Genomic DNA, 26,340 nt, shown 5'->3' on the forward strand with positions numbered 1-26,340 from the left:
ACCTTTCTCATGAACTATTTTGAAAATATAAAAGATTTCTCACCTGAAGCTTATTTGGGTGAGATAAATCCATTAAAGGTTAATAATCACCTTCATACTCCATTTTCGTTTAGTGCATTTAGTAGCGTTGAAGAGGCACTTGACCAGGCTGTGGAAGAGAATGTACAGGTTGTAGGTGTTAACGACTTTTATACCTTCGAAGCCTATGAGCAGTGGAGCGAAGGTGCGTTTAAGCGAGGTCTGTTTCCCTTATTCAATGTTGAATTTATTGGTATTAACCAGGAAGATAAAAAGAAAGGTTTCTTAATTAATGATCCATCTAACCCGGGACGTATCTATATCAGCGGAAAGTCAATTGCTTATCCTTCAATATTGTCTGCTAAAGATCAAAAGATACTGGATGATATCATGGCGCTTAATAATAAGCGTTCGGAAGAAATGACCAGTAAATTAAATGATTGGTTTAAAGAGGTGGGTTTTGGCTACGAATTAGATTTTAATGACATTAAAAGCAACCTGACTAACGGACATGTGCGTGAGCGTCATTTGGCATTAGCAGTTCGATTGTTAGCAGAGAAGCATTATCATTATACAGAGCGTTTATTGGGTTTTTACCTAATACTGTTTGGTAATAAGTGCTTTGAGAGTAACCTGCACTCATCTACAGGCATGGAAAATGAGATTCGCAGTGCCTTATTAAAAGCCGGAAAACCAGCTTACGTCGAAGAAAGTCAGGAGGCTTTTGCTGATAGCAGCGTTATCAAAGAAATCATTCTAAAGGCCGGAGGAGTACCAACTTATCCGTTTTTAGCCGATGCGGTCAAAGGATATACCGTTTTTGAACGAGAGCTGCATAAAGTGGTGGTTGATTTACGTCGTAGAAATATTTATTCAGTTGAGCTTATCCCAACTCGTAACTCTATTCAGGTACTCAAAGAATATGCAACATATTTGAGAAAGAATGGATTTGTTGTGAGTTTTGGTACTGAGCACAATAGTCCTGGGCAGCAGCCAATAGAGGTAAAGGCCAAAGGCGGCGTTCAGCTTACTGATGAGTTAAAGCAGATTAATTACGAAGGGGCTTGTATCCTGGCGGCTCATCAATATCTGTTTGCTAAGGAAGGAAGGGGTATTTTGGATGAGAGTGGTGCATTTATTCAAGAACGCCGACAAGAATTTTTCCAACTGGGCAACGCCCTTATTAAACATGTAACCTGTAAAAAAGAATTTCATGGAGTTGATTGATATAATACCAGCTGTGCGGATTGTTCTATCTGCTGATGGACTGGTTTGTTGCCAGGGATTTATAAATACATCTGAAAGTGAATTTGATTCATTAGAGGGCGTAAGAAGTATTGATAAAACCATTACAAAAGCTGATTGTATTGAAATAAAAGATTTTAATACAATCGAAGATATTGCCCTCCAGCTAAAAGAGCAGTTGCAGAATCGTCCGAAGGTTAAAGTTGTGCTTGTTTCTGACTATGGAGCCATCCTGGTTGATGAGCAGGTTAATTCTTCGAAGAATAGTTCTGTGGTAAATGGCCGAATCATTATTGTTACAGGCGGCGCACAAGGATTTGGAGGAGGCGTAGCAGAAGAATTGTTTACAAAAGGAGCACACATTGTTGTGGCTGATCTGAATGAGGAAGTCGGAAATGCGATGGTAAGCAGATTGAATAGTCTGGGATTAAATAATAAGGCTCTGTTTGTAAAAGTCAATGTTGGAGATTCGGGTTCGGTATGCCAAATGATTGAACAGACGGTAGTTCAGCTTGGCGGTGTTGATGCCATAATTAGTAATGCCGGTATCTTGCGTGCAGGTGGTTTAGATGAGATGGATGCCGATACCTTTGAGCTTATGACTAAGGTTAATTACAGCGGTTATTTCTATTGTGCCAAGCATGCTTCGCGTGTGATGAAACAACAGGCCGAAGTGGCGCCTCATCACTTTACAGATATTATTCAAATTAACTCCAAGTCAGGACTAAAAGGCAGTAACCGTAATTTTGCATACGCTGGTGGTAAGTTTGGTGGAATTGGACTCACACAGTCATTTGCCCTGGAACTGATGCCACACAATATTAAAGTCAATTCCATTTGTCCGGGTAACTTCTTTGATGGTCCACTATGGAGTGATCCTGAGAACGGACTCTTTGTGCAATATCTAAAAGCAGGTAAAGTGCCGGGCGCACAAACCATTGAAGATGTACAGGCGCATTACGAAAAACAAGTGCCGGCAGGCCGTGGGTGTCGCGTTAAAGATGTGGCCAAAGCCATACTTTACGTCATCGACCAGGAATATGAAACCGGGCAGGCCATACCTGTAACCGGAGGCCAGGAAATGTTACGATAGAAGTATGTTGATTGAATAACGATGTTGGATGTGGGCATATAGGCTAAAGTCTTAATTCTTATGTCTTGTATCTTGATACTTAAAGAAGATGAAAACAAAAGCAGTACGATTATATGGTAAAAAAGACCTTCGTGTAGAAGAGTTTGAATTACCAGCTATTACAGAAGATGAAATACTGGCCAAAGTAGTGACTGATAGTTTATGTATGTCGAGCTACAAAGCGGCCAATCAGGCGACTGATCACAAACGAGTGCCGAATGATGTGGCGGATAATCCAATTATCATTGGCCATGAGTTTGCAGGTGAGATAGTAGAAGTGGGAGCAAACTGGACTAATAAATTTAAAGCGGGGCAGAAGTTTTCTATTCAGCCGGCTATTTATTATGAAGATGGTCCGGTGGGCGTATTAAGCGCTCCGGGATACTCTTATCAGCACATTGGAGGTGATGCTACGTATGTGATCATTCCCAAAGACGTGTTAGTGCAGGATTGCCTTTTAGCTTATGAAGGTCCTGGTTTTTACCCGGCTTCATTGGCCGAACCTTTGAGTTGTGTGATTGGTGCCATGCATGCCAATTACCACACCAAAGCGGGCAGTTATGTGCATGATATGGAAATTGTTGATGGTGGTAAAATGGCTATTTTGGCCGGTGTAGGACCAATGGGGCTGGCTGCCATTAATTATGCACTTCGTCGGGAGGATAGAAAACCATCTCTTTTGGTGGTAACAGATATCGATCAGACTCGATTGGACAGAGCAGCGAGTTTGTACACGGTTGAGTTTGCTGCGTCAAAAGGAATAGACTTGCGATACGTGAATACGGCTACCATGGATGATGCCGTTGAAGGTTTGCGCAAAATTACAGGAGGTGAGGGTTACAACGATGTGTTTGTATTTGCTCCGGTTCCTCAAGTGATTGAGCAGGGCGATGCCATTCTAGGTTTCGATGGTTGTTTAAATTTCTTTGCCGGCCCATCCAATACTGATTTTTCAGCGAAGATGAATTTTTACAATGTGCATTATGCTTATACGCATATTGTTGGGACATCGGGCGGTAATACCTATGATATGAAGGAAGCGCTGGAAATAATGACCAAAGGATTGGATCCGGCCGGATTGGTAACCCATATTGGCGGGTTGAATGTGGTGCCTGAAGCCACTTTAGATTTACCAAATATTCCTGGTGGAAAGAAATTGATATATCCGCATGTGGATATGCCTTTAACAGCCATTGAAGATTTCCAGGAAAAAGGGAAAGACAATCTTGTCTATGCAACACTGGCTGAATTATGCGAGAAGCATAATGGTTTATGGAATGTTGAGGCAGAAGCATACCTATTGGCTAACTTTGAAAGATTAAACAATTAAACATTACATTATGATTTATCTAGCTGATACTGCCAATACAGATGAGTTAAAGAAGTTATTTTATTATTTTCCTTTAGAAGGAGTAACTACCAATCCGACCATTATTGCTCAGGCAAATAAACCTATGTCGGTTATAATGCATGAACTGATTGAAATTGTACAGGATAAAATGCTGCATGTGCAGATGATCAGCAATAAGGCAGAGGATATATTGCGTGAGGCAAAGGCCTATAAAGCAAAGTATGGCTTAGGCGATAATTACTTTGCAAAAATTCCGGTGACTGAAGAAGGTTACAAAGCCATGCCGAAGATTAAGGAGGCTGGTATCAACATTACGGCTACGGCCATCTTCACCCAGCAACAGGCATTGGTGGCTGCAAGGGCAGGGGCCGATTGGGTAGCACCTTATGTTAACCGTCTGGATAATATCTCATCGCATGGTATTGAAGTGGTGGGTAATATCGTGGAAAATATCGAACGCTTTGGTTTGCCAACTAAGGTGCTGGCTGCCAGTTTTAAAACAGTTGACCAGGTGCACCGTGTAAGTATGATGGGCAGTCAGGCAGCTACAATAAACTTCGAAATTTTGGAACGGCTTCGCAGCCATCCAATGACCGATATGAGTGTTGAGTGGTTCGAAAAAGATGCCGCTGGATTATATGATATTGATTTTTGACTGTAAATAAGCAGTAGAATTGTTCTTCAAACTGAAAGCACCCTCAATTAACGAATTGAGGGTGTTTTTACATGTGTGCCGTGCCATGGTAAATAGCTAGGTGGTGAAAGTCTACTGTGGGGGGTGTTGTAGCCAACCACTAGCTCAATTCAAGGGTGTTTACCGTGAGGTAAAACCAGAGGGAAGCAGGCGGTAAAGTTCTGACGATGAATACGAATATCATCAGGCATATCCATTGGGATGAGTTTGCACGATAAAACGAAGTCCTACTGCACGGACAACGGGGTGTAAATGATAAGGATGCATGGAATGAAAGTTATATGCTTTTCCACGGGAGGTCTCATGAACGTATCTGATATACGTTCGAAAAAGGGTTGTCATGAGAAGTCAGCCGAAGTCATAGTTGTTTCAAATCCTGATATGCGTATCATTCTGAAATTATGTGCAGAAATGTGTTAGTCAAATAAAAAAGTTATTCATTGTAAAAGCTCAGGTTCTTTATCTGATGCCTAAGTACATGACAAAATTTTAATATTAACCCAATGGACATTTAACGGTATTAAGCTGCTTATTCAATACTTTTATGTTTGAAATATTACATAAGCCTCAAAGGTGACTTCTGGAGCATTTTCATATGGTTTTCATTATTAGCACTCAGCTTATCTCGGGTCTTAGGAGATGGCATGGCTGACGTACCTTGTTTTAAATCGCAATTCTGGTATTCATTTGGCATATTTGCTAAAATCAAAGACCTTGGTTCTCCTTTTCAATATCTTCATGCATTAATCGGGTTTAAATAATCCTTCTAGCCACTATAATCAGATTCAATCTTCCTCACCAAGCAATCTTTCAGATAGTCCAAAAACACAGTTTTCTCTTTCTGCCGGTTTTTTATACTTACAAATACCCGGTAGACATCAAATTTACTGAGATTAAATGCAGCACATAAAATAGCTGCTAACTCTTTGGTATTGACCTTGCCGTGGTTGACACTTTTGGATGTCTTGAGTGCATAAATAAGTTCAGCAAAATCAACCTGATTGGCAGTCCAGTTCAGTGAAGATTTAGTTATCAGTTCTTGAAAGGCCAATATGCGTTTCTTCTTTTTCAAATCCAGATGCATAATTTGTTCTTCCAGGTACTGTATCAGTTGTTCATGGGCTCTGAATTCTGCAAATAGATAGTCTTTGCTTGTTGCGAAATCACTGTCCATCATGGAGTAAGGGTGGTTGTTGTACCCCTCCAGTTTTAAGTTGCAGCGTATAAAATACTCTTCATCACGATTGGTTTTGCCATTTTTATAATAGGCATGTAGTGTCAGGTTCTTTTTCAGGTAACGGGTGGATTTGTTTAATTTCTTAAGCAGGTATGCCTTCTCCTCATGAAAGGCACATTGACTTCTGACGCTCACTATGTGTCGCAGATAGAAAAAGAATAAACAGTCACCCGCGATGGTTGGTTTGATATGCTTAAAAAAGTGTATTTCATCCTCCTTTGTCTTAATACAGCCCATAAGTATTTTTTCTCGCAGGTGCTGTATATAGGTTTTACAAATGCTGATGCCACGTTCAAGCTCATTAGTCGGGTCTTCACAATGAATTTCAATGGATTTAATTGTTTGATTGTAATCCTCTATAAGGCCTATACAATCCTTTTCGTTAGGTAATTTCATAGTTGTGTATTAGGTCGTTAATGGCAATGTGTAGTAAAATTACAATGAAAACAGGTTCATAAACATGATATATGTTCTGAATTTGATTGTATAAAATCAGACAATCAGCAGGTTAGGTGGCTCTGTTGGGGAGATGTTCAATGAATGTGAGTTTTTCCGTAAAAAAAACATGACAAGTTGGTAACAGGTTGTCAATTTTATTCAAAAGACCTTCTGAACTTAGCTGCATTCATTTTGAACCAAATCAACTTGTTATGACACTCAAATCAGAACGCGACGTCAGTTATGGGCGTGAAAAAATTTTCCGTGACCAGATAGTCACCATCGGCGATTTAAAGGACTTCAAAGAGGACCTGCTTCAACAACTCAGCAAGATTGTGGCCGACAACCTGACGCCCACAAAAAAGTGGATGAAAAGCGCAGAAGTCAGGGAACTTCTCGGTATTTCACCCGGTACCCTGCAAAACCTGAGAGACAATGGCAGTCTGCCATACACCAAAGTGGGCGGTACCATCTTTTACGATATCAAAGACATCCAGAAGATGATCAGCAAAAACAAAGTCACCGCCCTTACTCGTTTTGAGCGATGAACTACATCCGGCACCTGAACCAGGTCTTGGAGAGTTTTACGATGGATAAGCGCATCATACCGCGTCATATCAGCATGTATATGGCGCTGTTCTTTCTGTGGAATAAATTCAAATTCCCGGAAGCCATCTATTTTGCGCGTAGTGAGCTGATGCCTTTATCCAAATTAGGCTCCATGAAATACTACCACCTCACCCTGCGTGAGTTGGATGAGTGGGGCTATATTCATTACCAGCCCTCTAAAAGCATGTACAAGGCTTCGTGTGTGACAATCGTAGCATGTTGCAATAGTGCTACAAGTGGTGAAACATGCAATGCTACATCTACTGCAACGTCTGGTGCTGGTAGCACTGAAACAAGCACTGCTACAAGGACTGCAACAAGCAGTGATTCATCCACTGGAACATGCAGTGCTACAACTGGTGAAGCCATTAAAATAAACGCTAATAAAACAGTATTAAACAATATAAACAATCAGAAAACAATAGAAAACCTTAGTGAGCACGCACGCGATGCTCGCCCCACACCAACCAATAATGAAGTGCAGGTAACCAGGAATGCCGCAAGCGAAAAAAAACAGCGCTTCCAGAAACCCACGCTGAACGAACTGGAAAGTTACTTCCAGAGCCGTGAAGGCCCGGTTGAAGAAGCACAACGTTTTTTCAACCATTTTGAATCCAATGGCTGGCGGGTAGGGGGCAAAAGCCCCATGAAGGACTGGAAGGCCGCCGCGCGCAACTGGTTGTTGAACAGCAATAAATACCAACGCAACCAGTCTGTGGGGAGAGATAACCCACTGGCTACCTCAAAGGATAAAGACTATGGCGAACCCCTCTAACACCATTCGATGGCGACAAGATGGCTGGATACACTACAGCTTTTCGGCCTCTCTGGCCTGGATAGAAGCTGCTGGTAAGCAACGCTATGGTTCCCATTTCAGCTTGCAGGAGAAAGACCACCCCATCCTCTACAAGCTGATGATTTATGCCATCGGGGATAAGCTCAACATGGAAAAACAGGGCATGAATCCCGATAAAGGCCTGCTGGTTTCCGGTCCTGTTGGCTGCGGCAAGACCAGCCTGATGCAATTGGTTAACTACTTCTTTCCGCCCAGGCAGCGCTTTACGATGCTATCCGCCCGGCACCTTACCTTTAGCTTCGTTCGGCAGGGCTATCAGGTGCTGCATAAATACACGGGGGGCTCCTACCAGTTTCAGTCCGGCTACTATCAGCCCAAAACCTACTGCTTTGATGATATCGGCATCGAACGCCCCGTTCATTATTTTGGCAATGAATGCAATGTGATGGGAGAGATACTGCTCAGCCGTTACGACCATTTTATCCAGAAAAAAATGCTGACCCACCTGACCACTAACCTGTCCGCTTCGGAGCTCGAAGGGCTGTATGGCAATCGCCTGCGCAGCCGTATGCGGGAGATGTTCAATCTGGTTAGCTTCGACAGTAGTTCGGGTGATAAGCGGCAGTGAAACATTAAAAAATCCTGATTATTTTTAGAGTATGAAGCAGCAGGCAGAGGATATCACAGAGCTGGTAAAACAGCACATCCAATCCATTGATGAGGCAGCAGAGCTGATTTTGTTGTTTCCCCAAGGGAAGCGCCATGAGGAAGCCATCCAAATCTATGTACTGACTTCCGGTAAAGTGACCTTTGAAACAGAACAAGCCTACTTCAGAGCCCGTTACCAGCTGGAACTGGCGAGTAGTTACAACTTTTCTATCTATATCTATGCCAAAGACAAGTGGCACCAACAGTTAAAGGGTACCCCTATCTATCAAAAGGTCATCAGTGAAGGCATCCTTTTGTAAGTCAATGCCCCGGGCCCATTGAGAAAAGCCAGCACAATAATAGTCATTTGCTTAACCCTCAATAGCCATCATTCCCCAAATCGCCCTTTTAGGCACAATGGCCTGATAGTCTCACCGACTCGCTGAGTTTGCCTTACACCCATCCTAACCATACTCCGCTCATCGCTTTGACAAACAGGCCTGTATTAGCAGTTAATAGACAGTGATGCCATCTTTTTAGCCATGGCATCAGATATCGCGCCCGCAAAGCTATAACGGGAGGTGTGATGTGCAAAAGTGATTCTTGGCACCACAAAATGGATGCGCCTGCTATTGGCTGTCCAAACGGGTGAAACACAGCTGATTTTTACAAAAACGATGTGTTACGTTTCATTTTACTGAAGCAATGAAAAAAAAATCCACCTAAGTTTCCCGCCGAATCAGGTCATGCCCATCAATTTTTGCTCTCTGCCAAGCATTTCCTTTTGCAAATGACACCAATCCCTATTTATAAAGTGGCTTACGCGATATCAAAATGCCCCAATCCATATCAATTAAAAAGAATTTCTATCAACCTGTTAACAAGTTGTCAAGTTTATTCATTCAAGGGTTGAAACTTTGTACCATGGTTGTTTTGAAAGCAGAATCAGACCATTGCAATCAAAGATTTACTAACACAAAGCCCATGTTTGGATTAGAAGACATCACCCACTGGCAGTTTGCCAAAGGCATTTTACTCTGCCTGGCCGGTTACTACCTGGTCATCGTGCTTTACCTTATCTTAAAGAAAGGTGACAAGCCCAAAGAGAACAGCTTCGAAGCTGAAGCGCATCAAATGAATCATGTGGTACCACCCAAAGCCATTAAAGCAAGTGACTACCCCTCAGCGCCCGCTCATTATGAGTTAAGGGATGAGGATAGTATTCAAGTGACCATGAACCAGGAGCCCGACTTTAGTGGCTACGTGCTGGACTCGCTTCAGGGCACCGAGCTGGAAGACAAGGAAGCTTTCCTCAGTAACATTGAATACGAGCTGCAGCAGAGCTGACACATAATCCCACCTCACCATCAGAAAATACAACATCACAAAACATAAACGCCTTATGAAACGACAAAGCAATCTCAGAAGATGTCTTTGGATAGCAGGGCTACTTGTCCTGCACATCACCACCACACTGGCCCAATCGGCACAAGGCATCGACCAGGCCACCTCCGAAGTTCAATCCTATGTCGACCCCATCGCCAACCTGATTATCGCCATCGGAGCAGTGGTTGGACTGATTGGTGGCATCCGTGTTTACATCAAATGGCAGAGTGGCGATCAGGACACCCAGAAAGCCCTGATGGGTTGGTTTGGTGCCTGTCTCTTTTTGATTTTGGTAGGAGTCGTGATACGAGCCTTTTTTGGCTAGGATATGAAGGGCAAGCCAGTTTATCGCATCAGCAAGGTAGATACCCGCATCTATGTCAAAGGCTTTAGTGGTGTGCTTGTGTACAAAGCCATGTATGCCATCCTGATAGCTCTGGGTGTATTTGTAGGGCTCTACCTGCTGACCAGCCCTTTTATCGCTTTATTGGTGGTCGTTCCCCTCTTACTGGTGGTGCTGTACCAGCTCAACAAGCTACAACAGACACTGGGACCGGACGGCTATCAGAAAAAGCAGATCGCAAAACAACTACCGGCCTTTGTGAGCATTAAACAAGAAATCAAACAGCTGTTTTAACCAACTAAGAACTGCAAATGAAAGTCAAAAGTATCAGAGAGGCGCTTCCTGTATTAGGCTTTGATGGCGATATCCTCTTATCCAACAACATGGATATGACCATTGGTTTGGAGTTACAATTACCCGAACTATTGGCCTGTAGTGAGGCTGATTTAAGTAAGCTACACGACACCTTTCGGCGCCTGCTGGCCATGCTGCCAGCAGGTATGCTTCTGCACCGCCAGGATGTTTTTATTGAGCAGGCTTATCAAAGTAAGGGCGAAGAGCATTCTTTTCTCAGCCAATCCTACCTGAAGCACTTTAAAGGCAGAAGCTACCTGGAGCATAAAGCCTACCTGTTTATCAGCCTGATGAATGTCGGGCTGCTGAAAAACTTTCTTAGCTCTAGTTTGATTCATCCAGGCAATACCAAGAGGAAAGCGAGCTTGCAAAAAGACCAGCTGGATGAAGTACGGGATAATATAATGGCACAACTAAAGCAAGGAGGTATCTATAGTCGTATACTCGAGCAAAAAGAGCTGACTGGTTTAATGCAAGACTATTTGGGCATGAGCTTTCAAACTCAACAAAGTATGTTGGGTAATCTGGATTTTCGCGACCACCTGAAAGTCATGAACCATTTTGTGGAATGCTATAGCCTGAGTGATTACAATCATATACCCGCAGTGGTTAGTTTTGCCTCGAGCCATAGTAGCACGAACCTACCTGTTTCAATGGTGTATCCCATAAGCTTTGGCCTGCCCTTTTCACATATCACCAATTGCTTTATCTACAAAGGCAATCAAACTGCTATCAAAGCGCAATTGGAAGGAGCACGCAAGAAAATTTATTCACTCAGTAAATTCTCAACGGAGAATAAACTGAATGCAGAACTTATCAGTCAGTTCTTAGAGGCTGTGCAGCAGGAGGGAGACCCCATTGTGCAGGTACATGCTAATCTAATGCTATTCGATGAGTCCTTACAAGGCTTAAAGGAAAAGCGTAGTGAAGCCAGCACAGCATTTTCCCAGATGAACTGCTTGCCCTATCGTCATAGCTTTGACCTGCCGTTGATGTACTGGGCCAATATGCCGGGAAGTACACAAGTGCCAGAGACAGAATTAATGTTGATGCAAACAGCTGAAGCCTGTTGTTTTCTGAATTTTGAAGGCGCCATCAAAAGCAGTGATTCTTCTTTTTATATCCACTTCTCCGATCGTCAAAGCGGTTGTCCGGTTAAAGTAGATATCTCGGACGAACCTATGATAAACCACCAGATACACAATCGCAATAAAATCATTATCGGCGGATCCGGTTCCGGGAAATCCTTTCTGACCAATCACCTGATGCGTCATTATGCCGAGAGTGACAAGTGTCACGTAGTCTTGCTGGATGTGGGACGTAGCTATGAACTTTTGGTTCACTACCTGGATGATTATCTGAAAGACAAAGGAGGCGCTATGCACGTGGAATTTACGGAAGAGACACCAATCTCCTTTAATCCCTTTGTGTTGACCGATGGTTTGAGTACGGAGCGTAAACAAACTATCCTGTCTGTTTTGTATACCATTTATAAACCTAATTTATCAGAGATTGATAAAGATGTGATAGCCCAATCCTTAACAGCTTATTATAAAGAATTTGATGCCAACCATAGTTTTAACTCATACTATAAGTTTGTACAAAAGTGGATACCTAAGTTGGTGAAAGACAAAGGCCTTATGTTTGATTGTGGTGAGTTCTTTTTTATCCTGAGTAAATACTATCAGGGTGGGGAATACGACTATCTGCTGAATAAAGAGATGCAGACCGATGAGTTCTACCAGTGTCCTTTTATTGTTTTTGAACTGGATAACATCAAAGACCATCCCATCATCTTTCCGGTGGCGACGTTGATTATCATTGATATTTTTATGCAGAAGATGCGCCGCCTGAAAGGTACCCGAAAAGTCATCTGTATTGAAGAGGCCTGGAAAGCCATTGCCACACCACAGATGGCCGATTATATCAAGTACTTTTTCAAAACCATCCGTAAGTTTTTTGGCGAAGCCATCGTTGTCACCCAGGAGATTGAAGATGTGATATCCAGTCCAATCATCAAAGATGCCATTATTAACAATGCAGATACTAAGATACTGCTGGACATGCGCAAATTTGCCAATAAGTTTGATACCATCAGTCAGGTACTCGGCTTAACACCTTTTCAAAAGGAACAGATATTATCGGTCAACAACAACTTGCCTGCTAAACGAAAACTAAAAGAATGCTTTATCGGACTGGGAAGCTATTCCAGAGTCTTTGCAGTGGAAGTCAGTCGATCGGAATATTACTGTTACACTTCCGAAGAGAAGGAGAAGGAACATATCAAAACGCAATTACAAAACTACGATTCATTTATCGAGCTGCTGGAGGCTTTGGGGAGGGAGCAAACCAGCCAATAGGCACTTTGCTTCTCTGAGTTTCTGTATTATTTAATCATTAAAAACTTCATACCATGAAAATCTTACAAATTATCTTATTGACAACTGTGTGTTTGATGGGAGCAAGTCATCAACTCCACGCGCAAGCTCCTGTAACCGATGTGGGGGCAGGTATCCAGCGTCAGGCCTTATGGGCAGCGGAAAAAGGCATATTGAGTAAAATGAGTTGGTACAACCTTCTGATAAAAGCCCTGAATGGTGATATCAAAGGACTGACAGGCGAATTATTGGGTATCGACCAGCAGTTACTGGATGCCGTTGAGAATGTGTCAGGCCTGATTAAAGACTATAAGCGCATAGAAGAGACAAGGGCTATGCTGGCCAAGATATTGGACATCTATACCGAGAAAGTGCCAACACTTATTCAGGATAATAATTTCACGCCACAGCAGGCTGCCGCCATATTGGAAGCTTTTGATATCATATTGACCGATAGCCGGAGTTTGGTTACCAATGTGCTTAATACCATCACCATTGACAAAGCTTTTATCATGGATGATAAAGCCCGTTACGATGTGATAAATGGTATTTACCGTCAGGTACACGGACACTATGGCACCATCTGCTACCTCTATAATAAAATTCTCTATGCTTCTTATATGAAAAGCTATCAATTGGATGACCTGAAAACCTTTGCTTTTTACTATAGCCTTTACGAAATCAATTAAATCAGCCATAATGAAAACCAAAAATATAATCATCCTGATACTGTTATTATTGCTTAGTTATGCAAGTCAATCACAAAGCATAGTGGCCACCAAAGAATGGAATGGACAATATCCGGAGATGAATGATGATTACCCCATCGCATTTATCTGCTGGAAAGGCTGGTTACCACCCAAAGCACATGCGTTTATAAGTATTTATCCAACGCAATGCTATTACTATGTCGGTTCCTTGCTGGCATACGATGTAAAGAGCTACGCTGAAATAGGTATTATGGGAGCCATCAACCTGGTTTTAAAAGCCATTGACCAGAATACTCTGAAAAAGTCGATGCAAGCGGTTAAGGGCATTAAGGTGAACCAGGAGGCGCATGAAGCCATTGAAGATTTTCTTCGGCAAAGCCGCTTAAAAGAGTTACCCGATATTTATCAGACCGCCTCTGTATTTGAAAAGGCCTACCAGGCCATGGAAGAACTCAATAACCAGGATGTACCGGCAGATATAAGCCAAGCTTTTTATCAGGATATTCAGGACTGTTTGGATGAGTTGAACATGATTAATCAACTGGATGCGGAGCAAGGGGATAAACTCCAAGCCATGGACGTGTTAAACCGGGAAGTCAGAGAGCTGACTGGCACCATTTACTATACAGCACGCAAAATGAGGAGTAACCATCATGAGAATAAAACCCGCACGTGTCATTTGGGTTTTTTAGGGAGTCTGTAAGAACGATTTAAAAGCAACAAGCACAAATACCTTTAACATGAATATCGAGAACTTTTTTGAATTTACTGATGGCCTGATTCAGATAGGCATTGAGCATGCACGTCTGTTGGTGGACATGGCAAGAGCCATAGGAGGTATCGCTGCCTTTCTGTATATCGCCAAACGCATTTTTGAGCAGCTGATAGCTGATAACCCTGTAATGATATTACCACTCTTAAGACCTTTTGCCTTGGTCTTGGTTATTACTTTCTGGGGCGCTTTTATTCAAATACTATTGGTGCCAACACAAGGTCTGACACAATTATCAGAAGCTATCTACCATAACCAGCAGCCAGTGGTCAGCGAGAAGCTACAGGAGAAGCAAAATGCCATCCTGAGAACCGATATGCCGCTATTTGTCGAAAATGAAGAAAAAGAAGCCGATCTCTGGGATAAGGGCATTAATGTGTTGTTGACCACTTATAATATTGTCAGCGGACGGGCACTTCGAAATCAGATTAGCTATTACATCATGGAGGGCTTGCGTCAGGTGACTGAAGTAGCCTTTGAAGTGGTGGTTTACCTGATTGCTTTTTTACGCACCATCTTTTGCGTGCTGTTGGTCATCTTCGGACCATTGGTATTTGCCATATCGATCTTTGATGGTTTTCAGGATAATTACCTGCAATGGCTTGCCCGCTTTGTTAACGTTAATCTCTACCTGCCCATAGCTTTGATAATACTGGCACTGACCCAACACCTGCTTATCTATGTGCTGGATTTTGAGATTAACCTGATCAACTCCATGGGTATGTATCAGTCATCACTCTTTTTTGTGTCTGGCCTTATTGTTCCCGTTTGTGGGATCTGTGGCCTGGTAATGGTTCCCAAAATTGCCACCTGGATAGTGAATGCCTCAGGTACCAATACAGGAGGAGGACGAATGCTTCGCACAGCCGCTATGATGGCAGTCTCAAAGGGAGCCCTGAAATGATCCAATTGTCTAACGAGCTATTGATTTAGTATGAAACAACTATTAAATATCCAACGTCAGTTCCGTTTTACTGTTTATGCATTGATGGCTACTACCGTTCTGTCCATCGGAGCAGGGGTATATACTTTTGTGAGCTCCCTTCGATTAGTGAAGGAGTCGCGTCAGAAAATCTATGTGCTGGATAATGGGCAGTCTCTTTTGCTGGCCCTCAGAGCAGATATCTCAGAGAATCGTTCAGCCGAAGCACGTCACCATGTGAAACGTTTTCATGAGCTCTTCTTCACCTTGGAGCCCGATAAGGCCTATATCGAGAATAATATACGCGAAGCGCTATATTTGGCCGATAAAAGTGCCATGAAGCAATACCGCACTTTTAAGGAGAATAACCTCTACAACCGGGTAATCGCATCGGACATCAGCATGACCTTACAAAGTGACTCCATAAGCGTGGATTTTTCAAACTATCCTTATCGTTTTAACTATTACGGCAAGCAGAAGATTGTCCGTAAATCCAATACTACCATCCGGCAACTAATCACCAGGGGTCAGCTACGCAATATTTCAAGGACGGACAACAATACACATGGCTTTTTAATAGAAAGCTGGATGATAGAGGATAACACGGATATACAAACCACCCGACGGACTAACTTTTAATGGTACACACAAACTTACCAAACATGAAAATACATATTAAAAAGCATATTCAAAGTTTGTTGCAGAAAGTTGACAGGCAGGATAAAGCACTTAGTCATCAAAAACGTAAAATCAAGTGGATAAGCATATTGGGGACGCTTTTTATCCTGTATATTCTATCGTTTATGCAGCCCAATTCTTCTATTGAGCATCGTTTGATAAAAACACCAAGAGAAATCCCTGGTGTTGATTCATTAAGTAATGACAGTAGTCAACTAAGTAATAGCCTTTTCACATTACCCGTCGATTCATTTGAGCAACTACTAAACAAGAAAATCCATGAAACAAGCAAGTAAATTTCAATCATAAACATTATACAGGGTGATGATTAAAATGTCTTGGGAGTTTCAGATGTTAATTGAAACAAACTTTAGATATATGAAACGAGCCATGAGAAAGTGTTCTCACACACGAGGATGATTATTTTTCAGGCGAGTTCCATGTGGCAATTGAAAGAAAATATAAACACATGAAAACACAGATTAAGAAATATAAAGCCCTTTTTATCCTGCCTTTGGGTCTACTGCCGTTTATCGTGCTAATATTTTACATCCTTGGCGGAGCAAGTGGTGAGAAGAGTGAAGCGGTCAAGAACGATCTTGTTGGAGTCAACTACCAATTGCCGGATGCCAACCGTGATATTGCCATTCTTGATAAGCAAGAGGCCTATCGACAGATAAAGGAAGATGAGCCATTGGAGCCTATAGATATTGAAGTAGATACTGCACAAGCTTTAACTCTCCTGGAGTTGACCGAAAATTTGCCAGAGGAACATACCAACGAAGTGCTAATGGCTCATGTGAAAAAGCAAGAGCAACTATCCCGTAAAGCCTTGAAGCTACAAGCTCAGGACGAAGCGACTAGAAAAGCGACGATTGAGAGGGGTGAACTATCAGATAACACAATAAATAAAAATAGTCATGGGAGACAATCATCAGGTAGTTATGCACGGAATGTAGGTAATAAAAGCCATGAAACAAGAGAAACATCATCACGCGAAAAGCTTCGTTATGTCAGACAAAACAGTTACCAGTCGGATATTGAATTGGATGAACTAACAGAATTGGTTGATGCACATGAACAGCTTATGCGGCAAAATGATTCATTGAGCAGGCAACTATCCAAACCGTCCGTTGCTACTCATCCGAAACAAGCTAAACGAGAAAGTTTTGATGTACAGTTGAAAACGACGCAAGGGTTTGAGCAAGCGTCTTTTCAGGCCAAAAGTATAAAAGCAGAAGTTGTACAAGATACGAAAGTATTGACTGGCAATAGGGTGATGCTGCGATTGATAAATAATACAAGGGTTAATGGCATTGACATCAACAAAGGCACATTGGTGTATGGCCTTTGTAAAACAGATAATGAACGATTACAACTATTAATTACCAGTATTCCCCATCAGGATGACTATATACCGGTAAACCTGAGTGCTTATGATCTGGATGGTATAAAAGGGCTTTATGTGCCGCACAATGTCAATCGAAAGGTCTATAAAGATGTGGCAAGCGGTGTGAACCCATCGGTGTTATTCTCAGCCAGCGATGATCCTTTGTCCTATATGGGCGTTAATGCCGCAGCGAACCTAAGTAAAACGGTGGTAAAGCGAGTCAAGCTTAAACGTGTTTATCTGCGTAAAAATTCAGTGCTGATTCTTAAAAACGAATAACTCAATAAAATTAAACTTCATGGAACGTCAAATTGCAATCGTCATAACCCTGCTGGTATCCATAAATGTCATGGCTCAAAACCATATTCAAATATCAGATCAATCAACCGTACATATCATCTGTCCCAAGGCGGTTGGCTATGTGCAGGTTGGTAATTATTCAAATGTATTGGCTGAAGCCATTTCTGAATTCCCCAATCTAGTGCGAATCAAAGCTGTCAAAGCTTTTAAAGACACAAGTTCTCTAACGCTTATATGTGCTGAGCAATTGTATGCTTTTAAGGTCAGTTATAGCAAACACTGTCCTTTGCAATTAAGGCTGGAGGATTATTCTGGTGATGTTTTAAATGAATTGCATGAAGCCAATATGTCCCTGCATAAAGTCCTCAACAATATGAATACACTCAAGGAAATGACAACAGGGCTTGAGCCAATACAAACAACACAAAGCAACCAGGTGGAGCTGTCATTGGACGATATTCGCGTCAAAGAGGATTTATTGTTTATCAGACTAACGATAAAGAACCACTCCAGGTTGATTTATAAAACAACCGCACCATCATTTTTGATGTGTGATAAGAAGCCAAAGAAAGCAGCCAATGTGCAGGAATACCTAATTGAACCAAAACGTGCCTCAGATACTCAATTATGGATTGCACCACAGGATAAAAAGACAATGGTGCTTGTCTTTAAAAGCTTCTCTATTCCAAGGCACAAACAGATAGAGATAAATCTTCAGGAAGAAACGGAAGGGTATACAGGTCGCGATCTAAGGCTTGTTTTTGGTAATAAGGCTATAATTGAGGCGAAGGCGCTCTGATGTCATGTGTACATCACACAAGGTTAATATACCAACACAACACTCTCAACCTAAAATATCACCATGTCACATAGCGAAGGCACACAATTGATACGGCTGCATGAAGCGTTTCGCTTTATCAGCTACCTCTTGCTATTGCTTTCTTTTTACCTGACCTGCATGGATTATTTTGTGGCGCAAGATTTTTATTTGAAAGGACTGGGCTTTGTCTTTGAGAAGCTGCAGCACTTAAACTTTCTCTCTCAATTGATTCCTTCCAAACTATTGACCCTGGGCGTGCTGCTTATCACCTGTCTGGGTACCAAAGCACAGAAACAACCGGACTTGAAAGTAACACTGATAGTGCTCCAAATTCTATCTGGCTTAACAATTTACTGGGCGAGTTTATGGTTGCTGCCTAAATACCCATTGGCCTATATGCTCAGCTCCTTAATTGCCTTTGTGATGGTCAACGTAGGCTTTGATAATGTCAGTAAGCTCATTAGTGTCAACCTGATGAAAGACCGTTTTAATACGGGCAATGAGAGCTTTCTGCAGGATGAATCATTCAGGGCTAACGAATGGTCGGTGAACCTGCGCAGTGAGTACATCTACAACAATAAAGCCCGGCATGGCTGGATCAATGTGGTCAACCCCTTTCGTGCCAGCATGGTCATCGGAACACCCGGCTCCGGGAAGTCCTATAGCGTGGTGCAGCCCTTTATCTCGCAACACCTGCGAAAAGGCTTCTCCATGTGTATCTATGATTTTAAATACCCCGATTTGTCGGCCTTGGCCTATACGCAATACCTGCGTGGCAAAGTCAATGCGCGCCTGCCGGTTCACACTCAATTTTGTGTTATTAACCTGGATGATATCCGCAAGAGTCAACGCTGTAACCCACTGGCACCGGAGCTGATGGATAGTCCCATTGATGCCTTTGAGGCTTCACGTACCATTCTGTATAACCTGAATCGTGAATGGATACGCAAACAAGGGGAGTTCTTTTCCGAATCGGCCGTTACCTTCTTTGCGGCGGTGATTTGGTTTTTGAAACGCTACGAACAAGGCAAATACTGCACTTTGCCCCATGCCATTGAATTGCTGCAGCTGGATTACGATGAGCTGTTTGACATCATGGCCACAGAGCAGGATGTGGTAAATATCATTAATCCCTTTATCAATGCTCATCAACGTGGCGCCAGTGAGCAGTTGGAAGGGCAATTGGGTAGCCTGAAGATTGCCATCTCCAAAATCATAACACCGGAAATCTACTGGATATGTTCGGGCAATGACTTTACTCTGGATATCAATAATCCGGAATCGCCTAAAGTACTATGTCTGGCCAATAATCCCTTACGCATTGAAATCTATGGGGCTGTACTCTCCCTTTTTATCACCCGCATGCTGAAGATCATCAATAAGAAGGGGCAGCGACCATCCTCCCTAATCTTTGACGAGCTGCCTACCATCTATTTCAGGGGTTTGGATACCCTGATTGCCACTGCCCGGAGCAATAAAATATCAACCCTACTGGGCATCCAAACGATCGACCAGCTGGTAAGGGACTATGGCAAGGAAGCGGCCAATGCCATCCTGACCAACATCGGCAATGTATTCTCGGGACAAGCCACAGGCGATACGGCACGTTACATCCAAAGCCGCATGGGCAAGGTGCTGCAGGAGCGGCAGTCGATAAGCATTAACCGGGCTACTCAATCATCCACCATCTCCACTCAGATGGACTACCTGGTGCCGGAAGGTAAGATAGCCACCTTGCCACAAGGCTATATGGTAGGGCAGGTGGCCGATAGCTTTGAGCAGCCCATCACACGCAAGAGCTTTAACGCCCTAATCAAACCCCAGATGTTGAATATTCAAAAGGAAATAGCCATGCAGGATTATTACTCCTTTGACAATAAAGAAAAGGTGCTGGAAGGCAACCGGCTACGCATCTATAATGATATACAAAGTATCTGCAAGCAACGGATGTCACCAAGCTGAAAACGACTGTTGTTAAACCCTTAAATATAGAAATGATGGAACAAAAAACACGTTATGGACTGGATGAAGTGCCAATGGCCAAACTGGAAAAGATGGGCATTAAAAGCGATTTTATTGACAAGATGGAGCAAAAGGAATTGACCGATTTTTTGAATGGGTTTCGTTCGCAGAAGTTGTATACGGTTAGTGCCAAGATCAATGAAGAAAGCTACCGCATACCGGCAAAGATACGGTTGCAGCGTGAGGAGGGAGAGATAAAGGTACGAATTCACCCGATTCAACGCCTGCACATCCCTGATAGCTTTATGGGACATGCTTTCACAAAGGAAGAAAAGACAGCCTTGCTGCAGGATAAAAACATTGGTAAAACGATTGAATTGCAGGATTTCTCCGGAAAAATAGATAAGTACTACATCGGCATTGACGCCAAGACCAATGAAATCATCCCATTGAAGCAGAAAAATATACAGGTAGCGGATACAATCAAAGGGGTGACCCTGACCGCTGCACAAAAGGAGAAACTATCCAATGGGGAGAAGGTGCAGCTCAAGGGCATGACCGGCCGCAACGATAAGAAGTTTTCAGCCACGCTGCAGATTAACCCGGCAGAGCGTAATATCGGTTTCAGCAATTTCAAGCAGGAGAAAGCCGCAATACAGACACAAGAAAAATCCGAAACACAAAAGCAGAATAAAGCTGCCAAAGTGGGAGGATGATTACAGCTGATTCATAGTTGAAAGGAAAAGTGGAAACGTCCACTTTTCCTTTTTTTAGTTCTCCTTTTTACCCCAAAGAAGAGTTGATAAGTACCTCTTACGAAGTGGATGCAAGATGTGTTTTTTAGTACCTAAAAAACGAAAAGACTTGCCCCGTGGGACCGAAATGAATATGAGTAAAAAAACAACAAATCCTTAATCATGGCACCAAGAAAATCCCCAAAACAACGTCGGACTATTCAGTTTAAGGTATACCTGACAGAAGCGGAGAAGCTGAAGATTATAACAAGCGTCAAGCAGGAAAAGTACAATTCCATCAGCGACTTTGCCCGTGAACGGCTCTTGAAAGAGCGCCTGTCAAAACGGATATCTGTTAGTGCCGATTACATCCGCATTTTTAAAACCATGGATTATAACCTGACCAAAATAGGTACCAATCTGAACCAGGTGGCACATAAGCTCAATGCTTATAATACCTACATGCTGACTGAGGAGGATTTACAAACTTTTAAAGCATGTTTTGAGCACCTGAAAAACTGTTATGCCTTATTGGGGCAGCACTTACGAAAAATTAACTAATGGTTATTAAAATCCATCAGACAGCCTCCACCAAAGACGCCTTTTACTACAATGAGGAAAAGGTAGCAAAGGGGTATGCGCACTTTTTTCACAGTAAGAACACCATCGAATTAAGGCCTTTTGCTTATCCATCATCTCAACGCTTAGCCCAATTAATAGCAATTGAGAAAGGCAATAAGCGTTGCCAAAACAAGTGTTTTCATGTATCCGTGAATCCGACGAACGAAGAGTTAGTGAAACTTTCCAAAGAAGGCTTGAAAAAAGAGATAGATGCCTTTATGCAGCACATGGGCTATGGAAATCAACCATACTTTGTGTACGAGCATGCAGATTTAAAGCGCACGCATTTTCATATTGTCTCCTCCCGCATTGATGCACAAACCAACAAGAAGATAAAGGACAATAATGAGAAGCGTAAAGTCCATCAGTTTGTTCGGGAGCTTCAGCAGCGGTATGAATTGGATACGAGAATAACGAAGCTGGATAAAGTACAACTGATACCGACCATCAACAGTCCGAATCTGCATGAAGGGATTCAACAAGTGTTTAAACTGCTCAATCAGTCCAACGTCCAAAACCGGCAGCAATACCTGGATTTATTAAAGGGCTTTAACCTGGAGTTACATCAATCGGAGCAAGGTCAATCGGTTGTCGTTAAAGATCAGGATGGTCAGATTTTACGCCATCCCATGGCATTAAGTCAGTTTAATGAGCAGCCATTGCTGGATGATATTCAACCTTTAGAGAGCAACTTAAAGCTGCAGCAAGAGCTCCAGCAAAAGACAGAAGGTATACTAAAAGAACTAAATAAGAGTTATCGATTTTACACCACAAAGGAATTGCGGGAGGCCTTTATCAGGAATAAGCTCTTGCCTTATAAATTGTCAAAAAGCAGTAATCTGAATATTTACTCACCTATGGATAAGACGGTGGTTGACGCGCAATTTTTGATGAAGAAATATCAGATGCGGCACCAAACTTTTGTATTGAGTAATGACCGGTTTTATGATATCATCAGGGAATTCTCTGAATACTTAACCAATAAATATCCAAATGGTATCGAAGCGTTATTGGATGCTACACAGTCTGCAATGGATGGAAGTCAGAGCCGTAAAATTGCCTTGAAAGCATTGAATTTAGATGAGTGTATAGCTTATAACCAGGTTGCGGTACTGCTAGATGAAAAAGAACGGCGACTCGTGAAAATGGCGGTTAAAACGCATTTGGAATTTATCACTAATAAAGTTGTTGAGAAATCGCAGAATAGCTCGATGTTATATAATTCAACACAGGGGCGAAGCTATTGGGATAAGCTTAATCATCAGTTCTTAATTGAATTATTAAACTATCAGAATTGGGAGAGTCGAAAGAATAGAAATCAACGAAAGGGCGTAAAGAAAAATTGGAAGAAAGGAAGAAAAAAGTTGTAAGATGCAGTCGGGTTAAATAATAATTGTTATTGCATAATGGAGGCATTTTGTTATCATGGTTTTGCGATTGCAAGTTCAAAAATATAAAATGTTCACGTTATTTATTTGTTCACGTTACGTGAACGTATTATATGTTGTGAACATGAAAGAGGCAATCTTACATATAGCGATAGAAAACTTCCAGAAAACAACAGGTCTGAATATATGTCTGGAGGAAGATAGGCCATTAGATGGAGTTATTCGTATGGATTTACCAAAGCGTAAGCTACGTTTTACCATTGAATGTAAAAACGAGCTTCGTGGGCATCAATTGCATCAACTACAAGAGCTGCATGCCAAGTACAACAGTTTTATGCTTGTTGCTAATCGTATTTTTCCTAGAGAAAAAGAAGAGCTTCGAACGATGGGAATTCCATACCTGGAAGCTAACGGAAACGTGTTTATTAAAGATGAGCACACCTTTATTTTTATTGATACAAGAAAAAATTTTATTCAAACTAAAGAGAAAGGAAACCGGGCTTTTACGAAGACCGGCTTAAAAGTATTGCTCCATCTTTTGCAAAATAAAGAGGATATCAACCTTCCGCAACGCGAATTGGCTAAAATAACAAACGTTGGACTGGGAACTATTCCGCAAGTAATTGAGGGATTAAAGGATACGGGGTATCTGCTGCAGGTAAAAGGTAAACAGTATATTTGGGAAAAACGAAGAGATTTATTAGACCGATGGATTACTGAATACGATACGGTTTTAAAACCCAAACTAAAAAAAGAACGCTATCATTATAATGGTGCCTGGGAGAATTTAGCATTCAACAACGAACTAACCGTTTGGGGAGGTGAACCGGCAGCAGATATATTAACCAATTACCTACGTCCTGAAAAGTTCATCATTTATACTAAAGAAAATCGATTAAGTCTAATGAAGAACTACAGATTATTGCCGAAAAAGGATGGTGAAATAGAAGTTCTTGAATTGTTTTGGCAACAAAATAAAAACAGAGAAATAGCCCCTGAAATTCTAGTGTATGCTGAGCTACTATTGGAAGGAGGTAAAAGAAACAAAGAAACCGCAGAAAGGATTTTTAATGAATACATCGAACCAAGGCTATAAAAAGCTGGCAATCCCCTTTTTTAAGGAAACCTTTGATTGCATCGATCAGATAATGGTCAGCCATAACATAACATACCATACTATCTAATAGGGGTCAATGCCATTGCACTAAAACTGCTGAACAAAGGTATAGCACCCAGCAGAGGTACCAAAGATATTGATTTTGCCATAATGATTTCTGATATGGAAGAGTATGAAGGAATCAGTGCATCGCTTGAAGAGAATGGCTATATGAAGGTGAAAGCACCGTGGACATTTTATTCCGAAAAATACAATGTTGCTATCGATATTTTACCGTTTGGCGAAATAGAAGAAAAGGATACCATCAATTTTAATAAACGGTATAGTGATTTACACGTACTTGGTTTTAGGGAAGTGTTAGAGGAGTCTGAACAGGTTGAAGTGGAAGAAAAGCTTCTCAATGTTCCACCTTTACCTGGCATGATTATACTAAAACTGGTAGCCTGGAGTGATAGGCCTGAGGAGCGAGAAAATGACCTGGCCGACATCTTAAAGATTATTCAGCATTTTTATGACATGGCTTATGATGAAATTGTAGAGTTTCATTATGACACCTTCCCTGAGAGTGATGATTTTGAGGAAATGTTTATTGCTGCTGAAGTACTAGGCAGAAAGGCGAAACATTTATTGAATAAATCGGAGAAGTTATCCGAAAGAATTATGAAGGTATTGGATGAAAACTTATCTGATGCAACCGTTTCAAAAATCGCAAAAGAATGGGCACGTAAATTAGACAAGGATATTGAATTTGCAGTAAGTATCCTAGAAGCCTTTAGAAAAGGCATATCACCCGAATAAACTAAAATATCTTTTTTAAAAGAAAAAGGAGGCTTCCGATAGGAATTGCCTCCTTTAATTCGTTAAACCAGACCTTAGTTAATACTATCGTCTAGAGCTTTACCTGCTTTGAATTTAGCTACATTCTTAGCAGCGATGTGTATTTCTTTACCTGTTTGTGGGTTGCGGCCGGTGCGTGCTGAGCGCTCAGAAACTGAGAATGTACCAAACCCAATTAATTGGATGCTTTCTTTTTTAGCCAAAGTTTCTTTGGTTGTTTCCACAAAGGCATTGATTGCTTTTTCAGCATCAGCTTTTGTAATACCTGCTTTTTCCGCAATGGCGGAAACTAATTCTTGTTTATTCATATTGAGTTATATTTTTTTACCTCACTAAACTATAAATTTTTCATTGAGAACTGCGCAGTGCTAAACAAATATTACTGATTTAATGGTGTGTTTTAAAGGGAATCTGCTTCCTCATATAATTTTCTCAGCTACTGAGGAGCGTTAAGTCACACCACCTAAATTCCGTCAAAAGTATTGATCGCCTGCTTGATAAGTCAAGTGCGGCTGAATGTGTTCATTCAAGGCAGCCGTCCTTCGGAGGCGTTCAGTTTTTGCTACTCACAAAAACTGACATGCCCACTTGACAAGTATCCAGCCGGCTCAATGGTATGCGCCAAAATTTAATGGCGTGCCAGAAGCCGCAATAAATCTGCAAGGCAGCAGTAAATACTATGAAAAACTTTGACATTTATGAAACAGTTACCAATTTAATTGTTCAGCGATTAGAAAACGGCGTTATACCTTGGGCTATGCCCTGGAAAACATCTAATTCTATTCCAAGGAATCTGATTTCTAAAAAGCCATATCGGGGGTTTAACTTCTGGTATTTGTTAAGTTTTAACTTTGAACGGCCTTATTTTCTAACCTTTAATCAGGTTAAACAATTGGGAGCTTCCATTAAAAGAGGTTCCAAATCATTTATGGTTATCTTTTGGAAGGTGCTAGAAGTTAAAAAAGATGGTGAAATAGAAGAGATACCAATGCTTCGTTATTACAGAGTATTTCATATTGATGATGTGGAAGGCATTGATGAAAGTAAAATTCCAGAAGATACATCTCATGTTCATGAATTTAAAACGATAGATTCATGTGAAGAACTGATTGAAAAGTGGGACGATTCTCCAGTAATTAAGCATGGTATGAAAAAAGCGTGTTACATTCCCACTCTCGATGAAGTTCATATGCCAGATGCTAAACACTTTTATAAAGATGAGGAGTATTATTCAACCTTATATCATGAAGTTGTTCATAGCACAGGGCATCGCAAACGTTTAAAACGTCATCAGCAGTTTCCCAACCTTAACTTTGGCAGTAAAGATTACAGCCAGGATTATCCTAACTAAAACATTATCCCAACTTCCAGAACAAATATTTTAGTTTACAGCGTGTTAATATTATGAAAGTTGGAATAATATTTCTTCAACAAAGTGGACTGTCTTTATTAATCATCAG

The 26,340-nt window shown here is 41.6% G+C and carries 28 protein-coding genes; 26 read left to right on the forward strand and 2 right to left on the reverse strand.

The window, feature by feature from the left end; all coding sequences use genetic code 11:
* Positions 1 to 9 precede the first annotated feature (9 nt).
* From ACRD69_RS21435 to ACRD69_RS21450, 4 genes are all read left to right on the forward strand, one after another.
* Positions 10 to 1,245, forward strand: coding sequence for a PHP domain-containing protein (locus ACRD69_RS21435; RefSeq protein ID WP_430817196.1), 1,236 nt, complete (start codon positions 10 to 12; stop codon positions 1,243 to 1,245).
* Positions 1,232 to 2,356 carry an SDR family NAD(P)-dependent oxidoreductase gene (locus ACRD69_RS21440; RefSeq protein WP_430817197.1) on the forward strand — a complete coding sequence of 375 codons (1,125 nt, stop codon included), beginning with the start codon at positions 1,232 to 1,234 and terminating at the stop codon, positions 2,354 to 2,356. The genes ACRD69_RS21435 and ACRD69_RS21440 overlap by 14 nt, the downstream gene beginning before the upstream one ends.
* An 88-nt stretch (positions 2,357 to 2,444) precedes the next feature.
* Positions 2,445 to 3,725: a zinc-binding dehydrogenase gene (locus ACRD69_RS21445; protein ID WP_430817198.1), complete on the forward strand. Its 1,281-nt coding sequence runs from the start codon at positions 2,445 to 2,447 to the stop codon at positions 3,723 to 3,725.
* A gap of 10 nt (positions 3,726 to 3,735) precedes the next feature.
* On the forward strand, positions 3,736 to 4,401 hold the full coding sequence (locus tag ACRD69_RS21450) for a transaldolase family protein (RefSeq protein ID WP_430817199.1): 666 nt from the start codon (positions 3,736 to 3,738) through the stop codon (positions 4,399 to 4,401).
* Positions 4,402 to 5,206: 805 nt separating this feature from the next.
* Here ACRD69_RS21450 and ACRD69_RS21455 read toward each other — a convergent pair.
* Entirely contained in the window at positions 5,207 to 6,073 is an 867-nt protein-coding gene (locus tag ACRD69_RS21455; RefSeq protein ID WP_430817200.1) for an RteC domain-containing protein, read from the reverse strand.
* Positions 6,074 to 6,327: 254 nt separating this feature from the next.
* On the opposite strand from ACRD69_RS21455, the gene ACRD69_RS21460 reads away from it, so the two are divergent.
* From ACRD69_RS21460 to ACRD69_RS21560, 21 genes are all read left to right on the forward strand, one after another.
* On the forward strand, positions 6,328 to 6,663 hold the full coding sequence (locus ACRD69_RS21460) for a helix-turn-helix domain-containing protein (RefSeq protein ID WP_430817201.1): 336 nt from the start codon (positions 6,328 to 6,330) through the stop codon (positions 6,661 to 6,663).
* Positions 6,660 to 7,499, forward strand: a complete 840-nt coding sequence (locus tag ACRD69_RS21465; protein ID WP_430817202.1) for a hypothetical protein — start codon at positions 6,660 to 6,662, stop codon at positions 7,497 to 7,499. The genes ACRD69_RS21460 and ACRD69_RS21465 overlap by 4 nt, the downstream gene beginning before the upstream one ends.
* Complete coding sequence (locus ACRD69_RS21470) at positions 7,483 to 8,148, forward strand: P-loop NTPase family protein (protein ID WP_430817203.1); 666 nt, start codon at positions 7,483 to 7,485, stop codon at positions 8,146 to 8,148. Before ACRD69_RS21465 ends, ACRD69_RS21470 begins: the two co-directional genes overlap by 17 nt.
* 31 nt (positions 8,149 to 8,179) lie before the next feature.
* The gene (locus tag ACRD69_RS21475; RefSeq protein ID WP_430817204.1) at positions 8,180 to 8,488 is read left to right on the forward strand and encodes a hypothetical protein; all 309 of its coding nucleotides are present in this window, start codon (positions 8,180 to 8,182) and stop codon (positions 8,486 to 8,488) included.
* 664 nt (positions 8,489 to 9,152) lie between these two features.
* Entirely contained in the window at positions 9,153 to 9,515 is a 363-nt protein-coding gene (locus ACRD69_RS21480) for a hypothetical protein (protein WP_430817205.1), read from the forward strand.
* Between the two features lie 55 nt (positions 9,516 to 9,570).
* A complete protein-coding gene (locus tag ACRD69_RS21485) occupies positions 9,571 to 9,879 on the forward strand; it encodes a DUF4134 domain-containing protein (protein ID WP_430817206.1) in 309 nt (102 codons plus the stop codon).
* A gap of 3 nt (positions 9,880 to 9,882) precedes the next feature.
* A complete protein-coding gene (locus ACRD69_RS21490) occupies positions 9,883 to 10,191 on the forward strand; it encodes a hypothetical protein (protein ID WP_430817207.1) in 309 nt (102 codons plus the stop codon).
* Positions 10,192 to 10,208: 17 nt separating this feature from the next.
* Entirely contained in the window at positions 10,209 to 12,611 is a 2,403-nt protein-coding gene (locus ACRD69_RS21495; protein WP_430817208.1) for a TraG family conjugative transposon ATPase, read from the forward strand.
* A gap of 53 nt (positions 12,612 to 12,664) precedes the next feature.
* Complete coding sequence (locus ACRD69_RS21500) at positions 12,665 to 13,318, forward strand: hypothetical protein (RefSeq protein WP_430817209.1); 654 nt, start codon at positions 12,665 to 12,667, stop codon at positions 13,316 to 13,318.
* 10 nt (positions 13,319 to 13,328) lie between these two features.
* Positions 13,329 to 14,042, forward strand: coding sequence for a hypothetical protein (locus ACRD69_RS21505; RefSeq protein ID WP_430817210.1), 714 nt, complete (start codon positions 13,329 to 13,331; stop codon positions 14,040 to 14,042).
* Between the two features lie 37 nt (positions 14,043 to 14,079).
* Positions 14,080 to 15,015, forward strand: a complete 936-nt coding sequence (locus ACRD69_RS21510; protein ID WP_430817211.1) for a TraJ family protein — start codon at positions 14,080 to 14,082, stop codon at positions 15,013 to 15,015.
* A 30-nt stretch (positions 15,016 to 15,045) separates the two neighbouring features.
* Complete coding sequence (gene traK / locus ACRD69_RS21515) at positions 15,046 to 15,672, forward strand: conjugative transposon protein TraK (protein WP_430817212.1); 627 nt, start codon at positions 15,046 to 15,048, stop codon at positions 15,670 to 15,672.
* Between the two features lie 23 nt (positions 15,673 to 15,695).
* A complete protein-coding gene (locus ACRD69_RS21520) occupies positions 15,696 to 16,007 on the forward strand; it encodes a hypothetical protein (protein ID WP_430817213.1) in 312 nt (103 codons plus the stop codon).
* Between the two features lie 173 nt (positions 16,008 to 16,180).
* Positions 16,181 to 17,380 (forward strand): conjugative transposon protein TraM, encoded by a 1,200-nt coding sequence (gene traM, locus ACRD69_RS21525; protein WP_430817214.1) that lies wholly within the window; start codon positions 16,181 to 16,183, stop codon positions 17,378 to 17,380.
* Between the two features lie 19 nt (positions 17,381 to 17,399).
* The gene (locus ACRD69_RS21530) at positions 17,400 to 18,200 is read left to right on the forward strand and encodes a DUF4138 domain-containing protein (RefSeq protein ID WP_430817215.1); all 801 of its coding nucleotides are present in this window, start codon (positions 17,400 to 17,402) and stop codon (positions 18,198 to 18,200) included.
* Positions 18,201 to 18,263: 63 nt separating this feature from the next.
* Complete coding sequence (locus ACRD69_RS21535; RefSeq protein ID WP_430817216.1) at positions 18,264 to 20,183, forward strand: type IV secretory system conjugative DNA transfer family protein; 1,920 nt, start codon at positions 18,264 to 18,266, stop codon at positions 20,181 to 20,183.
* 35 nt (positions 20,184 to 20,218) lie between these two features.
* Positions 20,219 to 20,899 (forward strand): DUF3945 domain-containing protein, encoded by a 681-nt coding sequence (locus ACRD69_RS21540; protein ID WP_430817217.1) that lies wholly within the window; start codon positions 20,219 to 20,221, stop codon positions 20,897 to 20,899.
* Positions 20,900 to 21,100: 201 nt separating this feature from the next.
* A complete protein-coding gene (locus ACRD69_RS21545) occupies positions 21,101 to 21,478 on the forward strand; it encodes a plasmid mobilization protein (protein ID WP_430817219.1) in 378 nt (125 codons plus the stop codon).
* Positions 21,478 to 22,908, forward strand: a complete 1,431-nt coding sequence (locus ACRD69_RS21550) for a relaxase/mobilization nuclease domain-containing protein (protein WP_430817220.1) — start codon at positions 21,478 to 21,480, stop codon at positions 22,906 to 22,908. Before ACRD69_RS21545 ends, ACRD69_RS21550 begins: the two co-directional genes overlap by 1 nt.
* Positions 22,909 to 23,050: 142 nt before the next feature.
* Complete coding sequence (locus tag ACRD69_RS21555; protein ID WP_430817221.1) at positions 23,051 to 24,022, forward strand: type IV toxin-antitoxin system AbiEi family antitoxin; 972 nt, start codon at positions 23,051 to 23,053, stop codon at positions 24,020 to 24,022.
* Between the two features lie 183 nt (positions 24,023 to 24,205).
* On the forward strand, positions 24,206 to 24,841 hold the full coding sequence (locus tag ACRD69_RS21560; RefSeq protein ID WP_489685675.1) for a hypothetical protein: 636 nt from the start codon (positions 24,206 to 24,208) through the stop codon (positions 24,839 to 24,841).
* A gap of 74 nt (positions 24,842 to 24,915) precedes the next feature.
* Here ACRD69_RS21560 and ACRD69_RS21565 read toward each other — a convergent pair whose 3' ends face one another.
* Positions 24,916 to 25,188: an HU family DNA-binding protein gene (locus tag ACRD69_RS21565; RefSeq protein WP_430817223.1), complete on the reverse strand. Its 273-nt coding sequence runs from the start codon at positions 25,186 to 25,188 to the stop codon at positions 24,916 to 24,918.
* 371 nt (positions 25,189 to 25,559) lie between these two features.
* On the opposite strand from ACRD69_RS21565, the gene ACRD69_RS21570 reads away from it, so the two are divergent.
* Positions 25,560 to 26,231 carry an ArdC family protein gene (locus ACRD69_RS21570; RefSeq protein WP_430817224.1) on the forward strand — a complete coding sequence of 224 codons (672 nt, stop codon included), beginning with the start codon at positions 25,560 to 25,562 and terminating at the stop codon, positions 26,229 to 26,231.
* Positions 26,232 to 26,340: the final 109 nt, after the last annotated feature.

It is taken from the genome of Carboxylicivirga agarovorans, from assembly GCF_050589845.1.
Lineage (GTDB): Bacteria > Bacteroidota > Bacteroidia > Bacteroidales > Marinilabiliaceae > Carboxylicivirga > Carboxylicivirga agarovorans.